10 protein-coding genes are annotated in these 13,944 nt (G+C 64.8%); all 10 read right to left on the bottom strand.

From position 1 onward, the window contains the following. Positions 1-109: 109 nt before the first annotated feature. Positions 110-3,694, bottom strand: a complete 3,585-nt coding sequence (locus V0R59_RS00155) for a glycosyltransferase (protein ID WP_330077989.1) — start codon at positions 3,692-3,694, stop codon at positions 110-112. A 115-nt stretch (positions 3,695-3,809) separates the two neighbouring features. After that, positions 3,810-5,384, bottom strand: coding sequence for a flagellar hook-associated protein 3 (locus tag V0R59_RS00150; protein WP_330077988.1), 1,575 nt, complete (start codon positions 5,382-5,384; stop codon positions 3,810-3,812). A 13-nt stretch (positions 5,385-5,397) separates the two neighbouring features. Further along, entirely contained in the window at positions 5,398-7,449 is a 2,052-nt protein-coding gene (gene flgK / locus V0R59_RS00145; RefSeq protein ID WP_330077987.1) for a flagellar hook-associated protein FlgK, read from the bottom strand. 10 nt (positions 7,450-7,459) lie between these two features. Next, positions 7,460-8,662: a flagellar assembly peptidoglycan hydrolase FlgJ gene (flgJ, locus tag V0R59_RS00140; RefSeq protein WP_330077986.1), complete on the bottom strand. Its 1,203-nt coding sequence runs from the start codon at positions 8,660-8,662 to the stop codon at positions 7,460-7,462. Positions 8,663-8,674: 12 nt separating this feature from the next. Further along, the gene (locus V0R59_RS00135; RefSeq protein WP_330077985.1) at positions 8,675-9,784 is read right to left on the bottom strand and encodes a flagellar basal body P-ring protein FlgI; all 1,110 of its coding nucleotides are present in this window, start codon (positions 9,782-9,784) and stop codon (positions 8,675-8,677) included. 12 nt (positions 9,785-9,796) lie between these two features. Further along, positions 9,797-10,492, bottom strand: a complete 696-nt coding sequence (gene flgH, locus V0R59_RS00130) for a flagellar basal body L-ring protein FlgH (RefSeq protein ID WP_330077984.1) — start codon at positions 10,490-10,492, stop codon at positions 9,797-9,799. Between the two features lie 48 nt (positions 10,493-10,540). Next, the gene (flgG, locus tag V0R59_RS00125) at positions 10,541-11,326 is read right to left on the bottom strand and encodes a flagellar basal-body rod protein FlgG (protein ID WP_330077983.1); all 786 of its coding nucleotides are present in this window, start codon (positions 11,324-11,326) and stop codon (positions 10,541-10,543) included. A 46-nt stretch (positions 11,327-11,372) separates the two neighbouring features. Continuing rightward, positions 11,373-12,113 (bottom strand): flagellar basal body rod protein FlgF, encoded by a 741-nt coding sequence (locus V0R59_RS00120; protein ID WP_330077982.1) that lies wholly within the window; start codon positions 12,111-12,113, stop codon positions 11,373-11,375. Positions 12,114-12,341: 228 nt separating this feature from the next. Further along, the gene (locus V0R59_RS00115; protein WP_330077981.1) at positions 12,342-12,524 is read right to left on the bottom strand and encodes a hypothetical protein; all 183 of its coding nucleotides are present in this window, start codon (positions 12,522-12,524) and stop codon (positions 12,342-12,344) included. A 72-nt stretch (positions 12,525-12,596) separates the two neighbouring features. Then, positions 12,597-13,928: a flagellar hook protein FlgE gene (gene flgE / locus V0R59_RS00110; RefSeq protein WP_330077980.1), complete on the bottom strand. Its 1,332-nt coding sequence runs from the start codon at positions 13,926-13,928 to the stop codon at positions 12,597-12,599. Between the last annotated feature and the right edge of the window lie 16 nt (positions 13,929-13,944).

Genomic DNA, 13,944 nt, shown 5'->3' with positions numbered 1-13,944 from the left:
TCGTAATCGCGGGTGAACCCGCTCCCACAAGTCCCCGCTGACTCAATGAGTTATGCGGTGTTCTATGAGAAGTGTCTTGCCAGCAATGAAGCCATCACCGGCGCAACAATCAGCTCGGCATCCACCCGTCATACCAGACCTGCACATGCTCCGGCCGCAGCACATAGTTGCGCATCACCTCGTCATGCAGCTGGTCGCCCATGCGGTAGCTGGCCTCGGGGTCGGCCAGGTGCATGCGGATCGCCTCCAACCATTCCTCGGTGGAGTTGGTCTTGATCCGCGTGCAAGGCAGGTAGCCGCGGTAGGCGGCGGTGTCGGTGACGATCACCGGATAGCCGCACGCGCCGTACTCCAGCAGCCGCAGGTTGCTCTTGCAGTCGTTGAAGATATGGAACTCCAGAGGCGCCAGCGCGAGGTCCAGGTTGAGGCTGGACAGCTTGGCCGGATAGGCACCCAGGCCCACCGGCGCATGGAATTCGTGGATGTACGGAAGCAGTGCCGGCGGGCACATGCCGAAGAAGATCCACTCCACTTCATGGGCCAGGGTCTTGATCACCTCGGCGATCACTTCCAGATCGCCAGTGTGGCTGGTGCCCCCGCCCCAGCCGACCCGCGGCTTGCGCGACGTGCGGCGCTGAGCACGGCGGCCGACCCAGAGTTCTTCGGCGAGCATGTTGGGCAAAACGCGGATGTCGTGGTGGGTGTCGCTCAGGGCATCGGCCAGCGGCTCGGTGGACACCACGAGACGGTCGCAACGGGCGATGCCGCGGCGCAGCGAGCCTTCGAGGTCACGGGGAGTGTGCTTGAGGTGGCCATTCTTCTTCGGCACCTTGATCACGTAGTCGTCCAGTTCGTAGATGACGAAGCCCTTGGAATAGGTCTTCAGCCGCTCGATTTCCTTGATGAAGCCTTCGGTGTAGCGACCCTGGAGAATCGCCACGTCCGGCGCGCTGCGCGCCAACTCGACGTTGCTGGGGATCTCGAAATACTGCTGCTGGGTCACCCAGCCCGCCGCTTCCAGCTCGGTCAGCGGCTTGATCACCCGGTAGTGGCCCACCGCGGACTTGTTCATCGGCAAGGCCAGGACATGGGGCAGCGAGCGACCGAGGAACGGCAGCCAGCCCTCCTTGAGCCCCGGATCGAGACGGAACGCCGATTCCTTGAGGGCCAGGTTGGGGTTGTAGGACGGGTCGCGGGCAATCAGCGGCATCCAGGCCTGCTGGAAGGTCTCGTGCTGGAGGGCAAGGACCTGCTGGCGCTCAGCCTCCTTCTCCGGCGTCACCGCCGGCCCCGGAAGACGGTCCAGCACCAGCCGCGCCCGCGGCGTCCACACGCTGAGGTAGCCCGCCTGGCGCATGCGCAGGCCGAGGTCGATATCGCTGAACGCCGCGCTGAAGGCGCCCTCGTTCAAGCCCCCCAGTTCCAGGTACAGCTGCTTGCGCATCAGCAGGCAGTCGGCCCCCAGCGCGGAGTAGTTCTGTGCCACCTGCAGGCGTTGCATGTAGCCACCCGCATCGACCGCCTCGCCGACGAAGGGCGAGTACACCGCGCCGCGCAAGCCAAGGATGCCACCGGCATTGATCACCAGGCCCTGGGCATTGCACAGCTCGGCGCCGACCATGCCGACCTCGCGGCGCTGGCCCTGGGCGACCAGCTCGTCCAGCCAGTTGCCCTCGGTGACCACGGCGAAGGTGTCGAGCAGCAGCAGGTAGTCGCCTCGCGCGTGCTGCGCGGCGAGGTTGACCTGCGCCGGGAACGACGCTTGCTCGTCCAGGGTGAGCACCCGCAGGCGCTCACCCATCTGCGCCAGGGCTGCCAGCCAGGCACGGGAGTCCTCGCCTTCACTGGCGTTGTCGATCACCAGCACCTCGTAGTGCGGGTAGGTGGTCCGGCCCAGCACGCTTTCCAGGCAACGTTCCAGCGCCGCCACCTGGTCGCGGAAGCTCAGCACCAGGGTGACCAGCGGCTGGCTGGCATGCACGTAGCGAATATGGTTGATCGCCCCGCCCGCTTCGTTCTCCAGGCGGTAATCGACGCCCAGGCGCCGCAGGTGGTCATCCAGCAGACGCGGGTTTTCCGCGACCACCGCCGGCGACGAGACCCAGGCCGCGAAGCCGAACGCCGACTCCACCAGCACTTCCGGGATATGTTCGATGACCTGCGGGCCATGGCTTTCCACCAGGCGCCAGAGCAGGTCGTGGGGCGCCAGCTCGCGGTAGCCTTCGGCAAAGCCGCCGGCCGCCAGGTAGTGCGCGCGGGAGAACGCCAGCACCCGCCCGGTGAAGGGATAGGCGCGTTGCAGGTCGAGGTTGAAGTCCGGCTTGAACACCGGCTCGATGGACTCGTCGTCATCCAGGCCGCCCTCGTCGCCGTAGACGCAGGCAATGTCCGACAGGCTGGCGATACGCTCGGCCAGCAGCATCAGGCTGAACTCGCTGAGACGGTCGCCGGCACGGACCAGCCAGAACCAATCGACGCCGTTCATTTCCGGCAGCAGTGCATTGAGCTGTTGCGCCCAGTCGTCCTGCAGGGCACGGCTGACCAGGTGATCTTCCAGCGCGACAGGCAGGCGCCCGGCCGCCAGCAGCACGGTGCTGGCGGCGCCATAGCATTGACGCTGGATGCTATCCAGGGTGCGCTGGCGTGCAGCGCTGTCGCCATCCTCGTCGATCACCACCACGGCGATCCGCGGACGCCAGTCCCAGTGCTCGGTCAGGCGCATCAGCCGGCGCAGGACCAGCGGATCCTGGCGGCAGCCCAGCCACTTGGCGTAGAGGTCGGCGAAGGTCTCGCTGTCACTGCCCACCTGGGATTCCTGGATCGCCTGCAGGCTGCGCAGGACGTGGACCAGGAACAGGTTCTCCCAGGTCCGCGGGACACTGCTTCCATCCACCGGCAGCACATGGATGCGCACCCAGCCGGAGAAGGTCTCGGTGGCCGGTGGACGCGCGGCAAACATGTTGCGCAGCCACTGCAGCTCGGTGGCACGGGCGGCTTGCAGGCTGGCCTGGCGACGCAGTTGCTCCGGGTGGATGCGCTCGATGCATTGCACCTGGGCGGTTACCGCCAGGTTGCCCCGGCGCAGCAGGCAGACGAACAGCGCAAAGTCGATGTGCGCGTGGAAGCCGGCCTCGACCAACGCCGGCAGCAGCTCGCCGAGGTCCTTGGCGCGCATCAGGGTGTTGCTCAGGCCGCCGATGAAGTTGAGCGGGTTGCTTTCGAAGAAGTCCAGCAGGTCGTTGCCGTGGTAGACCGTATCGCCCCAGGTGAACCAGCTGTTCTCCAGGCGCTGGGACAGGGAAAAGTCGGCGCCGTCCACCAGGTTGCGCCGGGTGGTGACCAGGCTGAGATCGTCGTTGGCCAGGAACAGGCGCATCTCGCTGCTGACGCCGTCAGCGAGCAGGCGGTCGTCCTCGCAGAGGAACTGCACGTAGTCGCCCCGGGCCAGCTCCAGCCCTGCCAGCAGATTGCGCGGCAGGCCGAGGGGCTGCGGGTTGCGCTGGTAGTACAGCGGACAACGGGCCAGCGGCTCCAGCTCGTCGACGATGGCCTTGATCTCGTCGTCGCGCCCTTCGTCGCAGACGATGACCTCGAGGTTTTCGTAGTTCTGGGCCAGGGCACTGACCAGCGCCGCACGGAAGAAGCGCGCGTTGTTGGCGGGAATGACGAGACTGACAAGAGGCGCTGGATTCACGACGAAAACTCTCGGCCGGAGGCTGCCCTCGGGTGAATCGGAACAGCCTGGAGCGTGGGGAATGGCGGATGGACCCGCCGCGCGTCAACCAGACGACACGGCGGGGAACACGGGATTACAGGCGGTTGAACAGGCTCAGCTGGCTGATCTTGCTGAAGGCCATCTGCGAGGCCTGGAGCATCGTCTGCTGCAGGGTCAGGCGGGTCATCACCTCGGCCGGATCCGAGTCGCGGATCGACGACTGGGTGGTGGAGTTGGCGATACTGAGGCTTTCGTTGGCCAGTTCCTGGAGGTCCAGGGCCTTGCCGCGGGCACCGATGGAGGTGACGGTGTAGGCCAACTGGTTCTGCCCGCTGCTGATGTTGGAGATTGCCGCGTCGAGGTCCTCGCGCAGCTGCTGCTGGCCGGCGACGCTGCCGTCGATCGGCTTTTCCAGGGTCTGGCGCAGCTTGCTGACGGTGTCGAGGATGTTCTGCGTCTGGTGCTTGTTGACCTGCACGCTGTACTGGTCGCTGGCACCCGGCGCGGCACTGAAGGTGAACTGCACGCCGGCCGCGGTGGCGGTCGGTGGCGTGCCGGTCAGCGTGCCGTTGGCCACCGGACGGCTGTCCGGGCCCAGTGGCTGGGCGTACAGCTCGAAGTCGGTGGCGCTGGTGAACTTGATCACCGCGCCGCCGGACGGGAAGGCCTTGGCGTACTTGTCGGCGTCGACCACCTGGGTCGAACTGACCTGGGTGCTGGAGGCGTTGCCCGGGCTGCGGGTGCCGGTGATGGTGTCCGGCTTGCTTTCCAGGGTGAAGCTGTGACCGGCAACCACGGCGTCGGGGTTGGTGTCGCCCGATTGCAGGTTGATGTTCAGGCGCAGGTCGACACCGCGGAAGGTGACCGAGCTGCCACCGACGGTGCCCGGGTCGAAGGTGCCGGAGTTGGTCGCCTCGGTGGTGACGTCGTTGCCGGCACTGTCGGTAATCTTGAACTGGGTGCTGCTGAGCATCGTGACGGTGTACGGCTCGCCCTTGCGGAACTGGTCGTTGTAGCCCGTGGCGGCGGACATCTGCCCGTCGGTCAGGCGCACACGGCCGTCATCCGGGGTCGGCGCGGTCAGGGTGGTCTGCGTGCGGTTGGTGTTCAGGGCCTGCTGGAAGGCGGTGGCGCCACTGTTGTTGGCGGCCATGGTGAGCATGTCGCCGACCTGCAGCTGCAGCTCGCCCTCGTCGCCGTTGTAGCTGTAGGTGCCATCGGCATTGCGCGAGAAAGGCTCGGTCTCGCCCTTGGAGCCGGAGAACAGGTACTGCCCGTTCTCGTCGCGGGTGTTCATCAGGCTGAGCAGCTGCTCTTCAAGCTTGCCCAGCTCGGTGGCGGTCGCCTTGCGCTCGGTGTCGGTGAAGGTGGCGTTGCCCGCGCCCAGGGCCAGCTCGTTGACCCGCTGCAACAGGGTGTTGATCGAGTTCAACGCGGTTTCGGCCTGGGTCAGGCTGTTGCGCACCGAGGTGGTGTTGGTGGCGTACTGCTCCAGCAGCGAGCTCTGGTGGTCGAGCTGCAGCAGGCGCGCGGCGCCCACCGGATCGTCGGCGGCAGTGCGCACGCGGATCAGGTCGCTGGCTTCCTCGCCGCTCTTCACCACGTTGGAATAGTTGCGCTGATAGTTGGCAGCACTGGTCTCGAAATACTGGGATGTAGAGATACGCATCGTCTACGACTCCTTAAAGCGCGCTGATCAGCGTATTGAAGACTTCCTGCGCCGCTTTGATGATCTGCGACGAGGCGGTGTAGTACTGCTGGTACTTGACCAGGTTGCCGGCTTCTTCATCCAGCTGTACGCCGGACAGGGAATCACGGGAGGCCTTGGCCTGGGTCAGGATGGCTTCGGTCGCCGCGCTGTCCATCTTGGCCTGCTGGGTCTTGGCACCCACGCTTTCCACCAGCTTGCCGTAGGCGTCGGTGAGGCTGACGCCCTTGGTGGCGCTGCCGACGTCGACGGTCTGCTTGTTCTGCAGTTCCAGCAGGCCGAGGCCGTTGCGGTTGTCCGAGGACGAAGCACCGGTCAGGGCGATGCTGTAGCTGTCGTCCTTCTTCGGCGAGCCACTGACATCCATCTGCACGGCGATGGTCTTCTGCACGCCATTGCCGTCGAGCACCGCCGCACCGTTGGCATCCACCATCGGGATGTTCAACTGCAGGGTGTTGCTCTGGCCGGGAATGAAGGTGCCGGGAGTACCGATCGGGTCACCCTTGGCGTTGACCAGCTGGTAGGTCTGCGGGGACACGCTCTCGTCACCGAAGACCAGGCGCACCGGTGTCGAGTACTTGATGCCGTTCTGCAGCTCCAGGCGCTGGGCCGGGTCGGCGATGTCCAGCACCGACTTCAGCACCGGCTGGCTGATCACGCCGGTGCCCTTGTTGCTGCCGCCGGCGGTGGCACTCAGCGGCGCGGCCATGGCCAGCTTCTTCGAGTCGGTCATGACCACGTCGAGGTTGGCCGCGCCATTGCGGGTCGGGGTGATCTTGAAGCTGTCGCCGGCACTGACCGCGCCGCCATTGAGATTGAGGCTGAAGCCGTCGATCACCGGCTGCGGGTCGTCGTTGAGGTCGAAGCTGCCCATGCTGGTGTTGTCCGGCAGCTTGCGCACGGTATAGCTGGTGGCACTGGTGAAGGTCACCTGGTAGTCGCTGGTGCTCAGCAGGCTGGTGTCCTTGATCACCACGTCGAGATTGCCGGAGCCGGCACTGTTGCCGCTCATGGCCAGGCTGCGACTGGCCATCGACATCGCGCTGTTGATGTCGTTGAACAGGGCCGCGCCGAACTCGCCGTTCTTGTCGATGCCCTGGGCCAGCTGGGAGTTGACCTTGTCGGCAAGGACCAGGGCCAGGCGACCGATCTCGTTCTGCGCCGGGATCAGGGTTTCCTTGCGGTAGCGCAGCAGGCCGCCGATCTCGCCGCCGGTGAGGGAGTTGGTCACGTCGACGCTGGTGTTGTTGTAGGCCAGCTTGATCGAGACCTGGCTCGGGTCGGTGGTGCTGGTGACCACGCTCAGGGCATTGACGCTGGTGCCGAGGACCAGCGACTGGCCGTTGGCCAGGGTCACGTCGATGTTGCCGTTGCGGTTGGTGGTCTGCACGCCGACCAGCTCGTTGAGCTGGCGGATGGTCTCGTCGCGCTGGTCCATCAGGTCATTGGGCTGGCCATTGACCGCGGCGACCTTGGCGATCTGGTCGTTCAGCTGGGCAACGGTCTTGGCCAGGTTGTTGACCTGCTCGGTCATCGACTTGAGGTTGCCGTTGATGTTGCTGTTCTGTTCCTTGAACTGCGCGGCGATGGTGTTGAAGCGGTTGGCCAGCGACTCGGCGTTGGTCAGCAGCAACTGGCGCGAGGCATCGTCGTTGGGCTTGGCGGACAGGCCCTGCAGGGCGGTGAAGAAGCTCTTCAGCGCGCCGGTGACGCCGGTGTTGGCATCGGACAGCAGGTTGTCGGTCGGGGTGATCTGGCTCAGGTACGACGCGGCGTCGCTGTTGAGCGAGGTGCTGGTCTGCAACTGGTTGTCGAGGAAGGCGTTGTACACCCGACGCACGTCGGCCAGGGTGGTACCGGTGCCGATGAACACCTGGCCATAGCGGACCGAACCCGTCGTGGTCTGGACGTTCTGCTGGCGCGAATAGCCGGCCACGTCGGCATTGGCAATGTTGTTACCTGTGGTGTGCAGGCCCGACTGGGCGGCCCCGAGTCCCGACATCCCGATGCTGATCAAACTCGCCATGGTTCAAACCTTATAGTTTCGTCGTTGGGCTGATCGCCGCGTAGCTTTCGTACGACTTCATCTGTTTTGCGATCTGCGAGATCTTGCTGGCGTAGTCCGGGTCGGTTGCATACCCGGCCTTTTGCAGCTCTCTCACGAATTGTTCCGGGTTATCGGCCGACTTCACCGCATCTTGATAGCGCGCGTTGTTCTGCAACAGGCTGACCAGGTCGTGGAAGCTGTCCTGGTAGGAATCGTAGGAACGGAACGCCGCGGTTTCCTTGACGAACTGGCCGTCGCGGAACTCGCTGGTGATCGCCCGCGCCGAATCACCCTGCCAGTTGCCGGTGGCCTTGATGCCGAACAGGTTGTGGCTGCTGCTGCCATCGGCAGAGCGCATGACCGATTTGCCCCAGCCGGTTTCCAGCGCAGCCTGGGCCACCAGGTAGCGCGGGTCGATGCCGATGCGCTTGGCGGCCTGCTCGGCCATCGGCAGCATGGTGGCAACGAAATCGTCGCTGGAGTCGAAGGCTTTCTTCGCCGGTGCCAGTGGTGGCTGGGCCACGGCGCGGCCGTAGATGCGCGTCGTGCCCGGGGCGGCGAAGGTCTGCGCCGGCTGCCAGTCGCCCTTGACCACGGCATCGGTCATGGCCGTGGTACGCGCCGGAATCGCTGCATTGTTGGTGGTGGCTGCGGCAGCGTCCGCCGACGGCACGATACCGGCCAACAGGCGGTCGGTGAGCTTGCCCGGCAAGGCCAGGCGTCGCGAATTGAGGGCGGCCACATCGTTGCGGGTGATCGCGGTTTCTTCGGCCTTGCGTGCCGGCTCCGTCACCTTGCTCGCCCACAGCGCGCGCTGCTGGGTATCGACCCGCGGGAACGGGCTGGTATTCGGCGCGCTGGCCTTCTGCTTGGACAACTGGCGCATCAGCACGTCCTGCAGGCCGATGCCGCCGCCCTCGCGGGACAGGCTGACCGCCAGCTGCTGGTCGTACATCGACTGGTACTGCTTGGTGGTCTCGGTGTTGAGCGGGTTGTCCTTGGCCAGCACGTCGGTGGCCGAGCGCACCGACTTGAGCATCTCGTTGAGGAACAGCGACTCGAATTCCTGGGCCACCTTGCGCAGGTTGCCCTCGCTGTCGCGGTCACCCACCTTCAGCGAGTTGAGGCGATTGAGGTCGGTGTAGGCACCACTGTCGGTGGTGCTGAACATCGTGCTCTTGGGCATGTCCATGGCCGGGCGTCCTCAGATCACGATCAGGTCGGCCTGCAACGCGCCGGCCTGCTTGAGGGCTTCGAGGATCGCCATCAGGTCGCTGGGCGCGGCGCCCACCTGGTTGACGGCACGGACGATCTCGTCGAGCGTGGTGCCCGGGCCGAACTTGAACATCGGCTTGGCTTCCTGCTCGGCATTGACCCGGGAGCGCGGGACCACGGCGGTCTGGCCGTTGGAGAAGGCGCCGGGCTGGCTGACGATCGGGTCTTCGGTAATGGTCACGGTCAGGCTGCCGTGGGTCACCGCCGCCGGCGAGACCTTGACGTTCTGGCCGATGACGATGGTACCGGTACGCGAGTTGATGATGACCTTGGCCACCGCCTGGCCCGGATCGATCTCGAGGTTCTCCAGGATCGACAGGTAGTCGACGCGCTGGCCCGGATCGAGGGGCGCGGTGACCCGCACCGAACCGCCGTCCACCGCCTGGGCCACACCCGGGCCGAGCAGTTCGTTGACCTTGTCGACGATGCGCTTGGCGGTGGTGAAGTCCGGACGGTTGAGGTTCAGGGTCAGGCTGTTGCCCTGGTTGAAACCGCTGGGCACGGCACGTTCGACGGTGGCACCGCCAGGAATGCGGCCGGCCGACGGAACGTTGACGGTGATCTTCGAGCCGTCGCGACCCTCGGCGTCGAAGCCGCCCACCACCAGGTTGCCCTGGGCGATGGCGTAGACGTTGCCGTCGATACCCTTCATCGGCGTCATCAGCAGGCTGCCGCCACGCAGGCTCTTGGAGTTGCCGATGGACGAGACGGTGATGTCCACCACCTGGCCCGGCTTGGCGAACGGCGGCAGGTCGGCATGCACCGATACCGCGGCGACGTTCTTCAGTTGCACGTTGCCCGAGCCCGCCGGCACCTTGATGCCGAACTGCGAGAGCATGTTGTTGAAGGTCTGCAGGGTGAACGGGGTCTGGGTGGTCTGGTCACCCGTACCGTTCAACCCCACCACCAGGCCGTAGCCGATCAACTGGTTGGAGCGCACGCCGGAAATGCTGGCGATGTCCTTCAGGCGCTCGGCCTGGGCGCTGCACGCCACGACCAGCAGGAGGGTCGTGGCTACGAACTGCTTGAACTTGAACATGGTCACCCGAACCTAGAACGGGAAAAGCGGGCTGAGGAAGAAGCGGTCGAACCAGCCGGGCTGGCTGGCATCGGCAAAGGCCCCGGTCCCGGAATAGGTGATGCGCGCATCGGCGACCCGGGTCGACGACACGGTGTTGTCGGTGGCGATGTCGTCGGCCCGGACCAGGCCGGCGATCCGCACCAGCTCGTCACCGGTGTTGAGGGTCATCCACTTCTCGCCGCGCACGGCGATGATGCCGTTGGGCAGCACCTCGGCCACGGTCACGGTGATCGAGCCGGTCAGGGTGTTGCCCTGGGCCGCCTTGCTGTCGCCCTTGGTGCCGCGGGTGCCGCTGTAGCCGGCACTGAGGCTGAGGTCGTTGCTGCCGATCGGGTTGTTGGTGGTCAGGCTGGAACCGAACAACGAGGTCAGGCCAATGTTGGCGGTGCTGTCCTTGTCGATCTGCGAGCCGGCGTTCTTGCTCGCCTGGGTCCGCTCGTTGAGGGTGATGGTGATGATGTCACCGACCCGGAACGCCTTGCGGTCGCTATAGAAGTTCTGCTCGAACCCGGCCTGGTAGATCGAACCGTTGTTGGCGGCCGCCGGCAGGGGCGTACGCGGCAACACAGGCGCGTAATACGGATCGTTGGGCTTGGGCGTCGGCGCGACGCAACCAGCCAGCAACACCGCCCCCCCCAGGGCGACTACGGACAACAAACGGCTCATGACTCTGACCTCACGGTGTAACGGTGAAAACGGCTTTGCCCAGGTCAATTACAGGTTCTGGGTAACGTACTGGAGCATGCTGTCGGCGGTGGAAATCACCTTGGAGTTCATTTCGTAGGCACGCTGGGTGGTGATCATGTTGACCAGTTCTTCCACGGTGCTGACGTTGGAGTTCTCCAGGGTCTGCTGCATGGTGGTACCGAAGCCGTTCAGGCCCGGGGTACCGATCTGCGGCGCGCCGCTGGCGGCGGTCTCCAGGAACAGGTTGCCGCCCAGCGACTGCAGGCCGGCCGGGTTGATGAAGTCGGCGGTCTGGATGTTGCCGATGATCTGCGCGGCCGGGTTGCCGGCGGTGGTGATCGACACGGTGCCGTCCTGGCCGACGGTGAAGGTCTGCGCATCCGGCGGCACGACGATGGCCGGTTCCAGGGCGAAGCCGTTGGCGGTGACGATCTGGCCGTCGGAGTTCAGGTGGAAGGTACCGTCACGAGTGTAGGAAACGGTGCCATCCGGCTGCAGGACCTGGAAGAAGCCACGGCCGTTGACCGCGAGGTCCAGCGGGTTCTCGGTGGTCTGCAGGCTGCCGGTCATGAAGTTCTTCTGGGTGCCGACGATGCGCACACCGGTACCCACTTGCAGGCCCGACGGCAGCTCGCTGTCCTGGGTAGACTGGGCGCCTGGCTGGCGTTTCACCTGGTAGAGCAGGTCCTGGAATTCGGCACGATCACGCTTGAAGCCGGTGGTCGATACGTTGGCCAGGTTGTTGGAAATGACGGTCAGGTTGGTGTCCTGGGCGGACAGACCGGTTTTACTGACCCAAAGAGCCGGAAGCATGCTGTTCTCCTGGTACGCCTGTTTTACGGCGCTACGCCTGTGTCAATTAGCTGATTTGCAAAACCCGAGCCATGGCTTCGTCGCCTTCCTTGGCCGTGTTCATCATCTTTACGTGCAGTTCGAACTGCCGGGCCAGGGCCAGCACCGAGGTCATTTCTTCCACGGCGTTGACGTTGCTGGCTTCGAGGAAACCGGACACCACCTGCACGTTGGCATCGGCTGCAGCAGGCTGGCCTGTCTTGGTGTGGATCAGGCCATCGAGGCCCTTGGTCATGGTCTTCAGGTCGGGATTGACCAGCTTGATGCGGTCGACCTCGGCCATCACCCGCGGGCCTTCGCCCATGGCGCGAATGGTGATGGTGCCGTCCTGGCCGACTTCGATCTTCTGCTCCGGCGGCACGGCGATCGGACCACCATTGCCCATTACCGGCATGCCGTTGCCGGCGCGCAGGACGCCGACCGCGTCAATGTTCAGGCTGGCGGTGCGCACGTAGGCTTCGCTGCCATCGGGGGCCTGCACGGCAATGAAGCCGTCGCCGCCCACGGCGATGTCCAGGTCGCGGCCGGTTTCCTGCAGCGCGCCGGGAGTGAAATCGGTGGCCGGGCGCTCGGTCATGGCATAGGCACGCGCCGGAAAGCTGTCGCCGAACACCGGCATCGAGCGCGCCTGCTCCAGGTCACGCTGGAAACCGCTGGTGGAAATGTTCGCCAGGTTGTTGGCATGGGCCTTCTGCGCCAGCGCGTTCTGGCTGGCGCCGGTCATGGCCACGTAAAGCATCTTGTCCACAGTCATCCTCCGCTGCGCTGGCGAACACTTGCCGTTCACCGCTGCTGTGGCGGGATGAAAGCAATTTTCGATCCAGTTTTTGAACAGCCGGGAAAAGGCCCATGTTTTCGGGGCTTTGGCGGTTTTGGGGAAGGTTGCAGCAGCGGGAGAAGACAAATTATCGGCGGTGACCTTGCCGGTGGCGGCAAGATCCCGCCTCAGACCTGCCCTCCAGGCCTCACCTGGATGTCAGGGCCGGCAGCCGGCATTATTGAACGGCCCGGCAAAACGCTTCCAGCCATCCCCCGGCGAATGCTGCGAACACACCAGGCGTCCGTCGGCCTGGCTTTCCCAGCGATACCACGGCGCCATGGCCGCCACGGCCTGACTCGCCGCCAGGAGCAGCAGCCCGGCAATCACATACCGCTTCATGTGCACCTCACTGAAACGACAAGCCCCCGCCCGGAACGGGAAGGGGCTCGCATTCACGCTACCCGGCCAGCATCAGGTCATCTGGATGATGGTCTGCATGATGGCGCTCTGGGTGGAAATGGTCTTGGCGTTGGCCTGGTAGTTGGACTGCGCCTTGACTAGTTCGACCAGTTCCTGGGTCAGGTTGACGTTCGACTCTTCCAGGGAGTTGGAGGAGATCGAACCCAGGGTGCCGGTCTTCGGCGTGTCGATGCCGGCACTACCCGAAGCGAAGGTTTCCTTCCAGCGGGTACCACCCATCTGCTCCAGACCCTGCTCGTTGGCGAAGCTGGCAATCGCCACCTGGCCGATGGCACGGGACTGTTGGTTGCTGAAGCTGGCGAACAGTACGCCGGTGGAGTCGATGCTCAGGCTCGATAGCAGGCCGGTGGCATAACCATCCTGGGTTGGCGGCAGGCGCGCGGTATCGGTGTTGTAGGACGTGGTCGAGCTCATGTCCAGGCGCACGCCGCCGGCATTGGCCGCGGAGCCGTTGGAACCCCAGGTGCCGGTGGTGGAGTTGTAGGTCGCCGGAATCCAGCCCTTGATGGTGAAGACGTTGTTGACCACGGCGAAGCTGTCGTCCGGAGCCACCGAGCCGGTCATGGTATTGATGCTGCCGTCGGACTTGAAGGTCATGGTTCCCACCAGCGGCGTGGCACTGGCCGGGTTCTGCGGGTTGCGCCCGTCGATCAGGGAGTACATGGTCCAGGTGTTCTGGTCGGTCTTGCGATAGTACTGCTCCAGGGTGTGCTTGTTGCCCTGGGTATCGTAGATCTCGGTCGAGAACTTCTTGGTGTAGGTGGTTTCGTCGGTCGGCACAAAGGTCGGGCCCGCCGGCGTCGCGGTCGGCAACGGAATCGGAGTGGCCTCGGAGTTCAGGTTGATGCCCTGGGTGACCAGGCTGGTGGCCTTCGGCGGCTGCGACAGGGTGTCGATCTTGAGATCGGTCAGGCTGGACGTCAGGATCTTGCCGTTTTCGTCGGCGGCGTAGCCCTGCAGGCGCAGGCCGTCGGAGGTCACGACATAGCTGTCCTTGCTGGTCTGGAAGGCGCCAGCGCGGGTATAGGTGAGCGAGCCGTTGTCGCTGAGCACGAAGAAGCCCTGGCCCTGGATCGCCATGTCCAGCACGTTACCGGTGTTGTTCACGTCACCCTGGCCGAACTGCTGGGAAATCGCCGCCAGGCTCACGCCGTTGCCGACGGTCTTGCTGCCCACGCCCAGCTTGCTCGCCGAATACACGTCCTGGAATTCCGCACGGGAAGACTTGAAGCCGTTGGTGGCGACGTTGGCGATGTTGTTGCCGGTAACGTCCAGTTGCTTGCTTGCCGCATAGAGACCGCTAAGGCCGATATTGAAGGACATCTTTCACTCCTGTGCC

The sequence above is a fragment of the Pseudomonas ulcerans genome, from assembly GCF_036324125.1.
Classification (GTDB): domain Bacteria; phylum Pseudomonadota; class Gammaproteobacteria; order Pseudomonadales; family Pseudomonadaceae; genus Aquipseudomonas; species Aquipseudomonas ulcerans.
This window is presented reverse-complemented; position numbering and strand designations above follow the sequence as displayed.